Here is a 15,919-nt window from a genome sequence, read left to right on the forward strand (position 1 = left end):
CGGAAAAACATCCAAGCCAAGACCGCTGTCGAAGGTTATTTTATCCGCGTTTTCACCGAATGGTAGGCTGCCGCATAAGATGCTCCATAACCGTGTTTTTTGAAAGGAGTGACATCCTTATGCTGACAGGAGTCCAAATCGTATTCCTAGGCGGGGATGCGCGGCAGATCGAGGTGATCCGCAAATGTTCGGAGATGGATGCCACCGTCAGCGTCGTCGGTTTTGACAATCTGAAGGAAAAACTCCAGGGAGTGACCAGGGATCATCTGACGGCTGAGCTGCTCGCTGGCGCGGATGTACTGGTCCTTCCTGTCGTGGGCTGTGATGATAACGGCATCATCCATACGCAATTCTCGAATGAGTCGCTCAAACTGCAGGATGAGCATATGGCTGCGCTGCGCAGAGGGTGCAAAATATATACCGGCATGGCAAAGCCTTATTTGCGAAGTTTGTGCGCGCATCACGAGATCAAGTTGGTCGAGCTGCTGGACCGGGATGAGGTGGCGATCAGCAACTCCATTCCGACGTCCGAAGGCGCTCTGGTGATGGCGATTCAGAATACGGATTTTACGATACATGGATCCAGTTGCATGGTGCTGGGACTGGGCAGGACGGGATTCACGATGGCCAAAAGCCTGCAGGGTCTGGGAGCGAATGTCAAAGTGGGAGTCCGCAGCGAAAAGGACGTCGCCCGAGCGGAGGTGATGGGCTGGGAGCCTTTCCTGACAAGGGATTTGGCGGATCATGTGCGCAATATCGACTTGATTTTTAATACGATTCCGACTATGATAGTCACAGCACAAATCCTGTCTAGAATGCCTCAAAGCGCCGTCATTATTGACCTCGCTTCCGCTCCCGGGGGATGCGATTTCCGGTATGCGGAGAAGCGGGGAATCAAGGCGCTGCTTGCCCCAGGCCTTCCCGGAATCGTGGCTCCCAAAACGGCTGGTTCGATCATCGCGAACACGTTGGTACAGTTGATTTCGGATGAGTCCAAAACTCGGGGGGATGGAGTATGAATTGGCAGGGTAAAACGGTAGGTTATGCAGTTACAGGATCGCACTGCACGCTTGAAGAAATCATGCCGCAGGTGAAGCGGTTTGTGGACGGCGGCGCCAACGTGGTGCCGATCGTATCCGGCTCGGTGCAAACGACGGATACGCGTTTTGGTACGGCTCAGAATTGGCTTCAGCAGCTTAAAGAAATGACGGGAAACGACCTTATTTCCTCAATTGTCGAAGCGGAGCCGCTGGGACCGTCCAAATTGCTCGATGTGCTGGTCATTGCCCCATGCACCGGAAATACGACAAGCAAGCTGGCCAACGCGATGACCGACAGCCCGGTTCTTATGGCCGCCAAAGCCCAAATGAGGAACCAGCGCCCGCTTGTGCTGGCGATTTCCACGAATGACGGGCTTGGGCTCAATGCATCCAACATCGCTAGGCTTTTAATTACGAAAAATATTTATTTTGTTCCGTTCGGTCAAGATAACCCTTATCAGAAGCCGAATTCGCTTGTGGCCCAAATGGATTTGATCCCTGAGGCCTGCTACGCAGCACTGGAAGGAAGACAGCTTCAGCCCATGATCCTGCAACGGGTGTTTTCGGCTTAAGCGGCCCATATCCCTCCGCTGCTTCACCATCCTGAAGGCAGCCGCATGAACGGTCCGCGGCCGGTCATTTCGGTGCGTACCGTCCATGCGACGGCAGCATGCGGCCGTAACCCTGTCGTTTGCGGTCACTTTGAAACTGTTTTTGACGAACTAGAGAAAGACTATGAACTTGAAGACGTGAAATTGTTGGAGGAAGCGCCGGAGTTTGCCCGCTCGGCTGCCCCGCTTCCCGCACCTATCCGCTTGCGACAGATGCCGCAGGAAACCGGACGTTGTACGTAGGGCGATTGCGCCGTAATCCCGGCGACAACCAGCCCGAAATATCCTATGTTTATCGATATTTCCGTAGCAGGGTGCAGGCGCTTCAATGCTGTCCGGGGTAGCCGAGAACTGCAGCCAAACGTTCCGCGCGTTCTTAGTCGTATGGAGGAATGGAAATGAGTATTTTAGTACAAAAATTCGGTGGTACATCGTTGTCAACGCCGGAGGCAAGAGAGTTTGTTATAGGCCACATCAAACGCGAACTGTCCGCCGGATATCAGCTGGTCGTCGTTGTGTCGGCAATGGGGCGCAAAGGCGAACCGTATGCTACAGACACGCTCTTGGACTGGGCGGCCCAAAACGGCGATGCTCTCCCTGCACGCGAAAGGGATTTATTGCTGTGCTGCGGTGAAATCATATCCGCAGCTACCTTGTGCAGCCTGCTTGAGCGCGAAGGGATCCGTTCAACCGTGTTGACGGGAGCGCAGGCCGGTTTCGTGACCGACGACCACTTCGGCAACGCCCGCATCAAGGATGTTCGTCCGGAGCGGGTGCGTACCGAGCTGGAAACCCATCAAGTCGTCATCGTAACGGGCTTTCAAGGCCAGGCGGAATCGGGCGACTTCACGACGCTGGGAAGGGGAGGAAGCGACACCTCCGCTACGGCGCTCGGCGCGGCGCTTCATGCGGAAATGGTTGATATCTATACGGACGTCAACGGCATTTTGACCGCCGATCCAAGAATTGTCGAGGACGCCAAACCTTTGCCTGTCGTCAGTTATGCGGAAATATGCAACATGGCGCAGTACGGAGCCAAAGTGATCCACCCGCGTGCCGTCGAAATCGCCATGCAGGCCCAAATCCCCGTGCGGGTGCGTTCAACGTTTTCCGAGGATGAGGGGACGCTGGTGACTCAGCCGGAAGGCTTTAAGGATGTTCAGCTTGGCATCATGGACCGCTACGTGACGGGTATCGCTTACGTAAGCAACGTTACGCAAATTACGGTCGACTGCGAAGATGGAAGCCATAATCTTCAACTCCAAGTATTTAAAGCGATGGCCGAAAATTCCATAAGCGTCGACTTTATTAATGTTACCCCAACCGGGGCGGTCTATACGGTATTTGACTTCGATTCGGACCGGGCGTTAACGGTCCTGCGGGAACTCGGCTTTGAGCCCAAGGCCCTGTCGGGCTGCGCCAAGGTTTCGGTGATCGGCGGAGGCATCAACGGGGTGCCGGGAATCATGGCCAAAATCGTCGAATCGCTCAGCGAGCAGAACATACAAATTTTGCAATCCGCGGATTCGAACACGACGATCTGGGTGCTCGTGAAAAAAGAAGATATGGTGCAGGCTCTGCGTGCTCTTCATACCAAATTCGAACTTCATAGATAAAAACGAAAAACGCCGAGCGGCCGGGCGGGAAAAGGCTCCGCTTTTTCCGGCGCCGAAGGCATGCCCGGGCAATGATATAAAAACCGCTGCTTGCAAGAGCACGTCCCATCGTTTTGAGGAGGTAATACAAGTGGATTTCGGAAGATTGATAACGGCCATGGTCACGCCATTCGACGAACAGGGAAAAATCAACTGGCAGGAAACGTCGAATCTGATCGATGATTTAATCGAAGAGCAAAAATCGGATTCTCTTGTCGTTTGCGGAACGACGGGCGAGTCCCCGACGTTAAGCGATGAAGAGAAACTGGAGCTGTTTTCGTTTGCGGTGGAGCATGCGAAAGGCCGCTGCAAAATCATTGCGGGTACCGGCAGCAACAATACGGAGCATTCCATCCATCTGACCCGGGAAGCCGAAAAGCGGGGCGTCGATGGCGTTTTGCTCGTTGTGCCTTATTACAACAAGCCGAGCCAGGAAGGGATGTACCGCCATTTTGAGGCGATCGCGCGCAGCACGAGCCTGCCGGTCATTCTTTACAACGTGCCGGGACGCACCGCTGCAGGCCTTTCGGCCGAAACGACGCTTCGCCTGGCCCGGATTCCGAACGTCGTCGCGACGAAGGAATGCGCGTCCTTGGAACAAGTGACGCTAATCGCTTCCGGAGCACCCGAACATTTCAAGGTTTACTCAGGGGACGATTCCGTCACGCTGCCGGCCATTGCCGTCGGGGCATACGGTATTGTCAGCGTGGCCAGCCATTTGATCGGTTCTTCCATGAAGGACATGATTCAAGCGTATTTGAACGGAGAGGTTGCCGAAGCGGCGAAGCTGCATCAGAAGCTGTTCCCGGTATTCAAGGGATTGTTCGAATGCCCTCATCCTTTGCCGAATCCTTCTGCTTTGAAATACGCGCTGAATCTGCGGGGCCGCTTCGTAGGCGGCGTGCGTTTGCCGCTGATCGATCCGAACGAATCCGAAGCGGCGTTTATCCGAGATCTTGTCGCTTCCCTGAAAGCATAGTGTTTTATTGATAACCGTAACCGAAAAAAATGGATGACAGCGCCCGTCAGGGCGCTGTTTTTTGTGCAAATAGAGCCTGCGCTTTCGGGGAACGTTAACACTTACGTGAAGGGTGACTTGTGTTTTACGTTTTTGATCATGTATAATGGGGTCAAGTGACTGGGTGCGGTATATTTTTGAAATTCAAATACTATAAAATGGTACGACGTCCAACACCATAGGAGGTTTAGATTCATTTGTCTAAAAAAAATAATAACGATAAATTGACGATATTTGCATTGGGCGGCGTCGGTGAAATCGGAAAAAACATGTATGTCATTCAATACGCGAATGATATCGTTGTCGTGGATGCCGGCTTGAAGTTCCCCGAAGAGGACATGCTGGGCATCGACATTGTCATCCCCGACATCAGCTACTTGACGGAGAACCGCGACAAAGTGAGAGGCATCTTGCTGACACACGGACACGAGGATCACATCGGCGGATTGCCTTACGTCCTGAAACATCTGAACGTTCCCGTATACGGAACGAAGCTGACGCTGGGACTCGTCGAGAACAAGCTGAAGGAAGCGAATCTGCTTGGCGAAACGAAGCGGATCCTGATTCACGAGGACTCGGTGGTTCAACTGGGCGCGACGCTCAAGGCGACGTTCTTCAGAACGAACCACAGCATTCCGGATTCGGTCGGCATTTGCATCGCGACGCCGGAAGGCAATGTCGTTCATACGGGCGACTTCAAGTTCGATCATACGCCGGTGAACGGGCAATACGCGAACCTGCAGCGGATGGCTGCCATCGGCGAAGAAGGCGTTTTAGCGCTGTTATCCGACAGCACCAACGCGGAGAAACCTGGATTCACCCCATCGGAGAAAAACGTGGGTATCGTCCTCGAGGATATTTTCCGTAAAGCGTCGCAGCGCGTCGTAATCGCCACGTTTGCTTCCAACGTTCATCGGATTCAGCAGGTCGTCAACGCTGCGGAATCGACCGGACGCAAAATTACGGTCATCGGCCGAAGCATGGTCAATGTCGTGTCCATCGCCGCCGAGCTCGGCTATCTGCATGTGCCGGACGGCATGCTGATCGAGCCGGAAGAAGTGAACAAGATGGCTGCCGACCGGGTCGTCGTGTTGTGCACGGGAAGCCAAGGCGAACCGATGTCGGCGCTGACCCGCATGGCCCGCTCTACCCATCGCAAGGTCGATATTTTGCCTGGTGATACCGTTATCATCGCGGCAACCCCGGTACCGGGTAACGAGAAATACGTCGGCCGGACGATCGACGAGCTGTTCCGTTTGGGTGCCGAAGTTATTTACAGCGGCTCAAACTCCGGCGTTCACGTTTCCGGTCACGGCAGCCAGGAAGAACTGAAGCTCATGTTGAACCTGATGAAACCGAAATTTTTCCTTCCGATCCACGGGGAGTACAGAATGCAGCGCAAGCATGCGCTCCTGGCGGAATCGGTGGGAGTCGACCCGGACAACATTTTTATCACCGATATCGGCGAAGTGGTCGAGATCCAGAACGGCATGGCGCGGAAAGCCGGTAAAGTTACGGCCGGGAACGTGCTTATCGACGGCCTGGGCGTGGGCGATGTAGGCAATATCGTGCTGCGCGACCGCAAGCTTTTGTCCCAGGACGGCATTTTGGTTGTCGTTGTCACCCTGAGCAAACAGGACGGCACGATTATGTCCGGTCCGGACATTATTTCGAGAGGTTTCGTATATGTGCGCGAATCCGAAGGTTTGCTTGACGAAGCGAACCGCATCGTTTCGAGCACGCTGCAGAAGCTGATGAGCGAGAATGTGAACGAATGGGCTTCCCTCAAAACGGGAGTCAAGGATGCGCTAGGACGTTTCCTCTATGAGCAAACCCGCCGCAGACCTATGATTTTACCGATCATCATGGAAGTGTAACGTTGTTGACATGAAGTGGCAAATGCTTTATATACCAGCACTTTCTTTTACCGTGTTCGTCACTTGACCGGATTTGGCCACATTCACTCATCTACTCTCCCTTCCGTGCAGGTCAAAGTTATGGACGAGGCTTTCCTGCATCCCGATGGGAAAACAAATCAAAAAAATGACAGAGCGCAGCATTCCGATTGTTTTCGGGGCTGCGCTTTTTTGCCGCCTTCTGAATAACCGGGAATCCATATGGGGAACAATACGGGGGAATTTCCCATGAGGAGGATCAATCAAACATGACTTTAGTTCGCGACTGCATGACAAAAGACGTTCAGGTATGCGCACCGCACGACACGGCAACGTCGGCCGCAAAAATGATGCGCGACATCAACTGCGGATCGCTTCCGGTTTGCGAAGGCAAAAAAATTATGGGCATGATCACCGACCGCGATATCGTGTTGAAATGCGTGGCCGCCGGCAAAGATCCGGACAGCGTGCACTGCCATGATTGCATGACAAAAGACGTTATCACCTGCTCGCCCGACACCGATGCCCATGAATGCGCCCGTTTGATGGCCGACCATCAAATCCGCCGCATTCCGGTTGTAGAAAACGGAGAAATCGTCGGCATTTGCGCCATCGGCGACCTTGCGACGATCAACATCCATATCAATGAAGCAGGGGAAGCGCTCAGCGAAATTTCCGAACAGCAGCTCCATTAGGCTTCATCACAAAAGCACCCGAAGCGGGTGCTTTTTTTTCGTCCATGCAATTTCAATGGTTCGACAAGGAATAATACCACGCCGATGACCCCCATACTAAACAGAATGAACAACCTTTGATTTGAAAGGATGGGGAAGACAAACATGGCAAACGAAACAGGGCATTTCCGGATGGAGGAACCGGCGCCGCCGGACCAGCAGCCGGAAAATCAAACGAAGGCCGCGGTAGAGGCGATTCAGCAGCTCGGTCAAATGAATGTTCCGGCCGCGAACGAGACGAACATCTTTTGCTTGACCATCGTCGGGCAAATTGAAGGTCATATCGTTTTGCCGCCGCAAAATAAAACGACGAAATACGAACATATCATCCCGACGCTCGTTGCAGCCGAACAAAACAAAAATATCGACGGGCTGCTCATTATTTTGAACACCGTCGGCGGCGACGTGGAGGCGGGACTGGCCATCGCCGAAATGATCGCCTCGCTGACCAAACCGACGGTGACGGTCGTTGTCGGCGGGGGACACAGCATCGGCGTTCCGATCGCCGTATCGTCCACGTATTCGATCATTGCGGAAAGCGCGACGATGACGATTCATCCGATCCGGCTGAACGGGCTGGTCATCGGCGTTCCGCAAACCTTTGAATACATGGAAAAAATGCAGGAACGCGTCGTCCGTTTCGTTACGTCCCATTCACGAATCACGGAATCCCAATTCAAGGAGTTGATGTTCCGAACGGGGGAACTCAACCGGGACGTCGGAACGCCGGTCGGCGGAATCGACGCCGTGAAATACGGTTTGATGGATGAAGTCGGCGGCATCGGGCAGGCCATCACCAAGCTCAATCAGCTGATCGACGAACGCAAACGAACCGGGGAAACGGAGGGGATCAAGCAATGACGCTGCATACGGTCATGCCTCTGGAGGCGGTTTGGGAAAAACAAGGCGAGGATGCGCCGACGACGGAGGTGCGGATTCGGGGCATATTGATGGAAGTGAAGCCGATGGATTATAACCGTGTTCAAGTTGTCCGGTTGCTGGACGGTCCTCTCGACTCCTACCTGGACCCGTCGTATGCTCCCGGCAGCATCATTCAATATGCTCCTGTATCGTAAAGCGATTTCGAAAAACAGAACATAGGTGCCCACGGTATTATATGGTATAATGAGGTTCCGGGGGTGACATTTCTTGGCTAAACGGAAAAAAAGGAAAAAGGCTTTGCTGACCAATGTTCTGAAATACGAAATATACGGGATCATCCTGATCACCCTGTCCGTCATCGCCCTATCGGGCGAAGCGGCGGTGGGGTGGTCGTTATCTAAAATGTTTGGGCTTGTGCTTGGACGGTTTTATTTTGTCATTCCGTTAATCGGCATTTATTTGGGATTAAGCGTCATGATTCAGCGCAAGTGGCCCAACCGGTGGAGCACCCGCAAAAGCGGGATCGTTTTGCTCGTGCTGGCGCTTACGCTCATGAGCAGCGTCGCATCGCTGGAAAGAAAGCTGTCCCACGTTCCCGGCGTGAGCGCCGGGCATATCATCACCCAAATACATAACGATTTGGAAGGTTCGCTGCTGTCTTCCGCGGCCGCCAAAGACCATTCCATGATGAACAAGGACATCAGCGGCGGATATGCCGGGGCGCTGCAATACGCCGTTTTGTTTTGGCTGTTCGGCAACACGGGAACGAAGCTGATGCTCATCGTCATGTTTATCATCAGCTTTATGCTGATCACGAACCTTTCTTACGTCGATTTGATGCGGATTGTGCGCAAACGGATGGTTCAGGCCGGAACCAATATGCAAAAACGGATCGCGGCCCAAAAACCGCAAACCGTCGCTTCCTCCGCAAAAACGCCGCGCAAGCGGGGGCATGCGCTGCTGCCGGATGAGGATGAGGAGGACGAGCTCGACGACTTTGTGCCGCCGAAGGAGAAACGCGCCGCGCCGGTGTTTTTTCAGCTGTTTGGCAACAAGATCGCCAAGCCGGCACCGGATCCGGCCGCGGATGCCGAGGAGGATCTGGACGGAAGCGACATTTTGGAGCCTGTCGGCAAGCATGCGGATACCGGGTCAAAGCCGGTTTACAGCTACGAACCGCAGCCGGATGAAACGGCGGATCATGAAAGCCCATGGGATCGCGTGGAGCCGGAACCTTCGTCGCCGATCATTCGCGATTTCTTCGAGCAGGTGAAATCCGAAAACGGCTTGGAGGAAGAGGAGTGGGACGATCAAGAACCCGCCGCGGCCGCGCCTTCTTCGGTTATGCGTGAAACCGGACAAGACGGGCACGACCCGCTTCCTATCGAGCAGGAACAGGCGGCAAACGGCTTATCCGCGGAGGAAACGGCAGAAGCCGGGGAAGAAGCTGCCGGTGCGCCCGAAACGAAACCTCCCGCTCCGCCTCCCAAACCGTACAAGCTGCCGCCGTTCCGCCTGCTGGCCAAACCGCAAAACGGCGGCAAAGCCGGGGATCAGAACGACTACATGCAAACGGCGCGCAAGCTGGAGGCCACGCTCGAGAGCTTCGGCGTGCGGGCCAAGGTGCTGGAGGTCGTGCGCGGCCCGGCGGTTACGCGTTATGAAATCCAGCCGGATATCGGGGTGAAGGTCAGCCGGATCGTAAGCCTTACCGACGACATCGCGCTGGCGCTGGCTGCAAAAGACATCCGGATGGAAGCGCCGATTCCGGGCAAATCGGCGATCGGCATCGAAGTCCCGAACAACGAGGTGTCGTTGGTCACGATGCGCGAGGTTATGGAAACGCCGGTGTTCCAGGACGCCCAGTCGAAATTGTCCATTGCGTTCGGCAGGGACATTTCGGGCCAAACGATCGTCGGCAACCTGGCAAAAATGCCTCACTTGCTGGTCGCCGGGGCAACGGGTTCGGGGAAATCCGTCTGCATCAACGGCATCATTACGAGCATTTTGTATAAAGCGAAACCGGACGAAGTCAAATTTTTGATGGTCGATCCGAAGATGGTCGAGCTGAACGTATACAACGGCATTCCGCATTTGATGGCTCCGGTGGTAACGGACCCGAAACGGGCGTCGCTTGCCTTGAAGAAAATCGTCGTCGAGATGGAAAAACGGTACGAGCTGTTTTCCAAGTCGGGCACCCGGAACATCGAGGGCTACAACAACCTGATGAAGGACAATTTGCCGGCCGTGCTGCCTTACATCGTCGTCATCGTCGACGAGCTTGCCGACCTGATGATGGTAGCGGCGCATGACGTCGAGGAAGCCATCACAAGGCTGGCGCAAATGGCGCGTGCCGCCGGCATCCATTTGATCATCGCGACCCAGCGTCCTTCGGTGGACGTCATTACGGGGGTTATCAAGGCCAACATTCCTTCACGGATCGCCTTCGGCGTGTCGTCCCAGGTGGACTCGAGGACGATTCTGGACATGGCCGGGGCGGAAAAGCTGCTTGGACGCGGCGACATGCTCTTTATGCCGATGGGCTCTTCGAAGCCGATTCGCGTTCAGGGCGCATTTATGACCGACCAGGAAGTGGAAACGATCGTCAATTACGTGCGTGAACAGGGCGAAGCCCAATATGATGAGTCGATCGTTCCCGAAGTGGATGAATCGCAGCCGGAAGGCGATGAAGAACTGGATGAACTGTACGATCAGGCGGTGCAAATCGTGCTTGAAGCCAAGCAGGCATCCGTATCGCTGCTGCAGCGGAGAATGAGGGTCGGTTATACGCGCGCGGCGCGTTTGATCGACTCCATGGAAGCCCGGGGCATCATCGGTCCTTATGAAGGAAGCAAACCCCGGGAGGTTCTGGTATCCCTTGAGCAATACCAGCAGCAGAACCGGATCAGCTCATAATCAAACGGTAAGGAACGACCCGTATAACAAAAAAACGTGCAGCCGCGGTTTGCGAAACCGCGCTGCACGTTTTTTGCTTTTTGAAAATCGTTTACGGATTTGTTCACTCGCCCTCAAGCTTAGAAATCGAAGTTGTCGGGATCGGGACCGACGCGGCGGTCTTGGTTCAGCGCATCGATGCGCTCCATATCCTCGCGTGAAAGCTCGAAGTCGAAAATCGACGCGTTTTCGATGATGCGATGCTCCTTGATCGATTTTGGAATGGTGACGACTCCCTTTTGAAGGTCCCATCTCAAAATCACTTGGGCCACCGATTTGCCGTGGCTTGCGGCGATTTCCTGAAGCACGGGCTGGTTCAACAGCTCGCCCTGCATCAAAGGGGACCAGGCTTCAAGCTGAATGCCATGCTCTTTCGTAAAAGCAAGAAGATCGTTTTGGGCAAGGTAGGGATGGAACTCCACCTGGTCTACCATCGGCTTGATTTCAGCCGTTGCCAGCAGATCCTGCAAGTGGTGAACATGGAAGTTGCTGACGCCGATCGCCCGGACGCGCCCGTCCTTATACAGCTTTTCCAAGGCTCTCCACGTGTCTTTATATTTGCCTGCTACCGGCCAGTGAATAAGATACAGGTCAAGTACGTCCAGACCGAGTTTGGACAAGCTCGTGTCAAAGGCTGCCAACGTTTCCTCGTACCCTTGGTCCTGGTTCCATACTTTGGAGGTTACGAACAGTTCTTCTCTGGCAAGGCCGTTTTCTTCCAGCGCTTCGCGGATGGCTTGACCCACGCCGCTTTCGTTTCCATAAATCGCCGCCGTATCGATGCTGCGGTACCCATGTTTGATGGCAGCCTTTATGGCCGCGGAAAGATCCTCGCCTTCCTCTACCTTGAATACGCCCAGTCCGAACCAAGGCATTTCTACTCCGTTAGCAAGCTTCGTTGTGCTTTGCAGATGCAATTTCATCATGTGTTCCTCCTCGAGTTAGTCTTTCTTTATTGTTTGTTGAAATGTTTGTTTCTTTTCTTTGCAAAATATAACTCCATCCGGTAAGAATAACGGCAGCCGCAACCATCACGGCACCGACCCAGCCCGTATGGACAAGACCGAGCGAATCCGTCACCCGTCCGCCCAAATAAGCGCCAAGGGCGATTCCGGCGTTAAACGCGGCGATGTTGATCGCCGAGGCGACATCCACCGCTTTCGGCACATACCGTTCGGCAAGCGTCAAAACATACGACTGCAAGCCGGGTACGTTCATGAATGCAAGCAAACCCATCAGGAAGACGGTGATCAAAGCCGCGATTTTGAACGACGCCGTAAACGTAAGCAGCAGCAGAACCGCCGCCTGCAGGATAAACATGACGAGCAGCGCCGATAACGGCTTGCGGTTGGCCGCTTTGCCGCCGATCATGTTGCCGATGGCGATGGCGATCCCGTACAGCAGCAGAATGAGCGCCGTCGTGGATTCGGCGAACCCTGTTATTTGGTGAAGCAGTGGGGATAAATAAGTGAAGACCGCAAAAGTCCCCCCATATCCCAGTGCCGTAATCAGAAAAGCCAGCAGCAATCTTCCGTTGGCAAAAAGCTTAAGCTGCTCGCGAACCGGCGTTTTGACGCCTTTCCGAAGATGGGAAGGGACCAGCGCAAGGTTAGCGAACAAAGCCACCAAGCCGACTGCGGCGATGGAGATGAATGCGGCCCGCCATCCCAGCTGCTGTCCGAGAAACGTTCCGATCGGCACGCCGGTGACGGTGGCGATGGTCAAGCCCGAAAAAAGGATGGCAATCGCGCTGGCGCGGCGATTTTCCGGAACGATGTCGGCGGCGATCGTCGTACCGATGGACATGAACACGCCATGGGCAAGCGCGGAGATGATCCGTCCCACCAGCAGCATGACGATTCCGTTTGCCAATGCGGCCGTGCTGTTGCCCGCGATAAACACGAGCATGATTCCGATCAGAAGCTTTTTACGCGACATCTTTATCGTCATCGAAGTCAGCACCGGCGCGCCGAAGGTGACTCCGAGGGCATACAAGGTTACGGTCAAACCAGTCAGCGTAAGCGAAATATGCAGATCCTCCGCAATCAGGGGCAGCAAGCCTACGCTGATAAATTCGGTCGTTCCGATGGCAAATGCGCTGATGGCTAAAGCCAGAAGCGCAAATATGCTTTTTTTGTTTTCTTGAGGCATTCTTTTCACTCCTGTTCTAGTCATCCCGGCCGGTATATGCTATTATGAATCCGAAGAAACAATTTGAATAGTACGTACTTTAAAGTGCTATAGGCACTAAAAAGTTCCTTAGACGAAATGGAGGGGGAAACCTCATGAAAAAATACAATATATCCGTTGAAGCAACGCTTGAAGTGATCGGGGGGAAATGGAAATGCGTCATTTTGTGCCATTTGACCCACGGCAAAAAACGAACGAGCGATTTGCGCCGGCTGATGCCCGGCATAACCCAGAAAATGCTGACGCAGCAGCTCAGGGAGCTGGAGGAAGACGGGATCGTGAACCGCATCGTTTATAACCAAGTTCCGCCGAAAGTCGAATATGAGCTGACGGAATACGGATGGAGCCTTCAATCGATATTGGACGCTTTATGCAATTGGGGAGAGCAGCATATTATCCGCGAATACGGCGATAAATTTTTGGTGCTTGAGGACAATGTGTTGAACCGGCCGGGGGAGCCGGTCACGTAACAAGCGGTTTATATCATTAAGAACATACCAATAACGGAAGAAAAAACCAGCATCGGCCTGCCGTACAAGCGATTGTACCGCGGGCCGTTATTTTTGGGCTCGGATGTCTTTTCCATGCATCCTGTTCGGGTTTCGACCTTTCTTTTGCGATGTGCATAGTTCATGGTGGGTCTTGTCATAATAACCGTAGCCATCCTAGCCAAACTCACAAGAGAAAGGTAGAGCTGTCAAATGAGAAAAAAGAAATTGTGGATCATGTCAGGACTCCTGTTCCTTTTGTCAGCGGCGGTCATAGCAGGGGCGCAGCCCCTCATTCAGGACCGGGCCGCGTCCGATCAACAGAGCCCGGTTTCCAAAGAAGCGGTTCCGACTTTCGGAACGACCGTGCTGAAATACGGTTCCTCCGGTCAGGACATCTATGAGCTGCAGGGACGCTTGAAATTTCTCGGTTTCTATAACGGCAACATCGACGGCCAATTCGGCTGGACGACGTTAAAATCCGTCAAATGGTTCCAGTCCGAATTCGGGATGAAGGTCGACGGCACGGTCGGCGCAAAAACGAAGCTGAAGCTGTACAACGCGACGAAAGACTGGCAGCCGTCCGAAACGGCTGCGGGCAACCAGCAGGCGCCGGCCAACACCAACGCCGGCGGCAACAAAAGCGAACCTCTCGCTTCGGCCAACACGATGGGCTTGTCCGAAAACGACCTGAAAATTATGGCCAATGCCGTGTACGGGGAATCCCGCGGCGAACCGTTCGAAGGGCAAGTAGCCGTCGCGGCGGTCATTTTGAACCGGGTCAAGTCCCCAAGCTTCCCGAATACAGTACATGGCGTCATCTTCCAACCGGGCGCGTTCACGGCGGTGGCCGACGGCCAAATTTGGCTCACGCCGAACGAAGTGGCGCGCAAAGCCGTCCAGCAGGCGTTAAACGGATGGGATCCTACCGGAGGATGCCTGTATTATTTCAACCCGAAGACAGCGACCTCGAAGTGGATCTGGTCCCGTCCGCAGGTAAAAACCATCGGACAGCATATCTTCTGCATGTAGGCCGTTCTGCCGCCACAGAAAACAGCAACCGGAGGGTTTGTCTTCGGTTGCTTCTTCACTTTGGAATGGTATAGAATGGAACATATTCATCTTCGCAACGTCAGACAAATTCATGGCTAAAGGAGTTTTGGACCTTGAATAAAACAGCATTTCAACATGGAAACGCAAGAAAAATGCGGATTCACGTTTTGCCATCGAAACGCTTTAAAACGTTCGCCATTTCCCTTTATGCGGGCATCCCGCTTGCGGAGGATACGGTAACGGGTACGGCCTTGACTCCGTTTGTCTTAAGACGCGGAACCGCTTCCTACCCGGAAACGAGACAATTTCGCGAAGCGCTCGAGCAGATGTACGGAGCGGGTTTCGGTTTTGACGTATATAAAAGAGGTAATTACCAGATCGTTCAGTTCCGCATGGACACGATCAACGATTCGTTTGTGAAAAGCAAGGAGAGCCTGTTGGAATCGTCTTTCGCTTTTCTCGGCGAAGTGGTGACGCGACCCGCGCTGGAGGGGGGGCATTTCCGAAGCAGCTACGTGCAGGCGGAAAAAGAAAACGTCCGCAAAAAAATGGAAGCCATCGTCAACGATAAAATCCGGTATGCGTCGGAACGGTGCATCGAGGAAATGTGCCGGAACGAGCCGTACCGCCTTCATCCGCTCGGACAGCGCAAAGATTTGGAGGGCATTACCCCGCAAAGCCTTTACGAAGCGTACCGCCATTGGCTGGATCATGCGAGCCTCGATTTGTACGTGGTAGGAGACACGTCGCTTGAAGAAGTCGAAAAGCTGGTCGGCAAACATTTTGATTTGAGCGATCATGCGGCGGAAGCGGCTTATAGGCATGAATCCGACATCCGCAAGCCCGACGAGGTCCGCACGGTCGTCGAAAAAATGAACGTAAGCCAAGGCAAGCTCAACATGGGGCTTCGCACTTCCATTACATACGCCGACGAGCGATATGCCGCTGCGCTTATGTACAACGGGATTTTGGGCGGATACCCGCATTCCAAGCTGTTTATGAACGTCCGTGAAAAAGCGAGCCTCGCCTATTACGCGTCTTCGCGCTACGACGGGCATAAAGGAATCGGCACCATCCAATCCGGCATCGAAATCCAAAACTACGAAAAGGCGCTGGAAATCATAAAAAAACAGCTGGAAGAGATGCGCGCAGGCAACATCACCGATTTGGAAATGTCCCAAACCAAGGCGATGATCCGCAACCTTCTGCTGGAAATCGACGATTCCGCCTTCGAAATGATCGCTTACGATTTCAACCGCCAGTTTTCCGGCAAAGACCGGCAGCGCGCCGAACTGCTGCAGCAGGTGGAAGCGATCCGGATCGAGGACGTAAAAGCGGCTGCAGATACCTTTGAGCTGGATACGATCTATTTCCTGAAGGGCCAGAAGGAGGAATAAC

The 15,919-nt window shown here is 53.9% G+C and carries 14 protein-coding genes; 12 read left to right on the forward strand and 2 right to left on the reverse strand.

Annotation, left to right across the window (positions count from 1 at the left end; all coding sequences use genetic code 11):
* The first annotated feature begins 119 nt into the window (after positions 1-119).
* The 9 genes from dpsA to GQY55_RS00785 all read left to right on the forward strand — a co-directional run bounded on the left by dpsA (position 120) and on the right by GQY55_RS00785 (position 10,751).
* Complete coding sequence (gene dpsA, locus GQY55_RS00745; RefSeq protein ID WP_160037425.1) at positions 120-1,019, forward strand: dipicolinate synthase subunit DpsA; 900 nt, start codon at positions 120-122, stop codon at positions 1,017-1,019.
* Entirely contained in the window at positions 1,016-1,612 is a 597-nt protein-coding gene (locus GQY55_RS00750; protein ID WP_160037426.1) for a dipicolinate synthase subunit B, read from the forward strand. Before dpsA ends, GQY55_RS00750 begins: the two co-directional genes overlap by 4 nt.
* Before the next feature lie 437 nt (positions 1,613-2,049).
* On the forward strand, positions 2,050-3,267 hold the full coding sequence (dapG, locus tag GQY55_RS00755; protein WP_160037427.1) for an aspartate kinase: 1,218 nt from the start codon (positions 2,050-2,052) through the stop codon (positions 3,265-3,267).
* Positions 3,268-3,397: 130 nt separating this feature from the next.
* Positions 3,398-4,285, forward strand: a complete 888-nt coding sequence (gene dapA, locus GQY55_RS00760; RefSeq protein ID WP_160037428.1) for a 4-hydroxy-tetrahydrodipicolinate synthase — start codon at positions 3,398-3,400, stop codon at positions 4,283-4,285.
* Between the two features lie 236 nt (positions 4,286-4,521).
* Complete coding sequence (locus tag GQY55_RS00765; RefSeq protein ID WP_160037429.1) at positions 4,522-6,201, forward strand: ribonuclease J; 1,680 nt, start codon at positions 4,522-4,524, stop codon at positions 6,199-6,201.
* 287 nt (positions 6,202-6,488) lie between these two features.
* A complete protein-coding gene (locus GQY55_RS00770) occupies positions 6,489-6,914 on the forward strand; it encodes a CBS domain-containing protein (protein ID WP_160037430.1) in 426 nt (141 codons plus the stop codon).
* 144 nt (positions 6,915-7,058) lie between these two features.
* Complete coding sequence (locus GQY55_RS00775; RefSeq protein WP_373309129.1) at positions 7,059-7,814, forward strand: ClpP family protease; 756 nt, start codon at positions 7,059-7,061, stop codon at positions 7,812-7,814.
* Positions 7,811-8,029, forward strand: a complete 219-nt coding sequence (locus GQY55_RS00780) for a YlzJ-like family protein (RefSeq protein ID WP_160037431.1) — start codon at positions 7,811-7,813, stop codon at positions 8,027-8,029. The genes GQY55_RS00775 and GQY55_RS00780 overlap by 4 nt, the downstream gene beginning before the upstream one ends.
* 73 nt (positions 8,030-8,102) lie before the next feature.
* Positions 8,103-10,751 carry an FtsK/SpoIIIE family DNA translocase gene (locus GQY55_RS00785; protein WP_160037432.1) on the forward strand — a complete coding sequence of 883 codons (2,649 nt, stop codon included), beginning with the start codon at positions 8,103-8,105 and terminating at the stop codon, positions 10,749-10,751.
* Positions 10,752-10,870: 119 nt separating this feature from the next.
* Here the strand turns inward: GQY55_RS00785 and GQY55_RS00790 are convergent, their stop codons facing one another.
* Together GQY55_RS00790 and GQY55_RS00795 are read right to left on the reverse strand one after the other, a co-directional pair.
* On the reverse strand, positions 10,871-11,713 hold the full coding sequence (locus GQY55_RS00790; RefSeq protein WP_160038427.1) for an aldo/keto reductase: 843 nt from the start codon (positions 11,711-11,713) through the stop codon (positions 10,871-10,873).
* Entirely contained in the window at positions 11,676-12,941 is a 1,266-nt protein-coding gene (locus GQY55_RS00795) for an MFS transporter (RefSeq protein WP_160037433.1), read from the reverse strand. Before GQY55_RS00795 ends, GQY55_RS00790 begins: the two co-directional genes overlap by 38 nt.
* Positions 12,942-13,075: 134 nt before the next feature.
* On the opposite strand from GQY55_RS00795, the gene GQY55_RS00800 reads away from it, so the two are divergent.
* The 3 genes from GQY55_RS00800 to yfmF all read left to right on the forward strand — a co-directional run bounded on the left by GQY55_RS00800 (position 13,076) and on the right by yfmF (position 15,918).
* Positions 13,076-13,450 (forward strand): winged helix-turn-helix transcriptional regulator, encoded by a 375-nt coding sequence (locus GQY55_RS00800; protein ID WP_160037434.1) that lies wholly within the window; start codon positions 13,076-13,078, stop codon positions 13,448-13,450.
* 231 nt (positions 13,451-13,681) lie between these two features.
* Positions 13,682-14,500, forward strand: coding sequence for a spore cortex-lytic enzyme (gene sleB, locus GQY55_RS00805; RefSeq protein ID WP_160037435.1), 819 nt, complete (start codon positions 13,682-13,684; stop codon positions 14,498-14,500).
* A 134-nt stretch (positions 14,501-14,634) separates the two neighbouring features.
* Positions 14,635-15,918, forward strand: a complete 1,284-nt coding sequence (gene yfmF, locus GQY55_RS00810; protein ID WP_160037436.1) for an EF-P 5-aminopentanol modification-associated protein YfmF — start codon at positions 14,635-14,637, stop codon at positions 15,916-15,918.
* The last annotated feature ends 1 nt before the right edge of the window (position 15,919 follow it).

The sequence above is a fragment of the Paenibacillus sp. USDA918EY genome (assembly GCF_009870825.1).
GTDB lineage: Bacteria > Bacillota > Bacilli > Paenibacillales > Paenibacillaceae > Paenibacillus_AQ > Paenibacillus_AQ albilobatus.

What these genes read in the sequence shown, in the direction of transcription:
- GQY55_RS00775 (WP_373309129.1), top strand. Translation starts at nt 7,059, where the DNA reads ATGGCAAACGAAACAGGGCATTTCCGGATGGAGGAACCGGCGCCGCCG.
- GQY55_RS00770 (WP_160037430.1), top strand. Translation starts at nt 6,489, where the DNA reads ATGACTTTAGTTCGCGACTGCATGACAAAAGACGTTCAGGTATGCGCA.
- dapG (WP_160037427.1), top strand. Translation starts at nt 2,050, where the DNA reads ATGAGTATTTTAGTACAAAAATTCGGTGGTACATCGTTGTCAACGCCG.
- GQY55_RS00795 (WP_160037433.1), bottom strand. Translation starts at nt 12,941, where the DNA reads ATGCCTCAAGAAAACAAAAAAAGCATATTTGCGCTTCTGGCTTTAGCC.
- GQY55_RS00780 (WP_160037431.1), top strand. Translation starts at nt 7,811, where the DNA reads ATGACGCTGCATACGGTCATGCCTCTGGAGGCGGTTTGGGAAAAACAA.
- dpsA (WP_160037425.1), top strand. Translation starts at nt 120, where the DNA reads ATGCTGACAGGAGTCCAAATCGTATTCCTAGGCGGGGATGCGCGGCAG.
- GQY55_RS00790 (WP_160038427.1), bottom strand. Translation starts at nt 11,713, where the DNA reads ATGAAATTGCATCTGCAAAGCACAACGAAGCTTGCTAACGGAGTAGAA.
- GQY55_RS00800 (WP_160037434.1), top strand. Translation starts at nt 13,076, where the DNA reads ATGAAAAAATACAATATATCCGTTGAAGCAACGCTTGAAGTGATCGGG.
- GQY55_RS00750 (WP_160037426.1), top strand. Translation starts at nt 1,016, where the DNA reads ATGAATTGGCAGGGTAAAACGGTAGGTTATGCAGTTACAGGATCGCAC.
- sleB (WP_160037435.1), top strand. Translation starts at nt 13,682, where the DNA reads ATGAGAAAAAAGAAATTGTGGATCATGTCAGGACTCCTGTTCCTTTTG.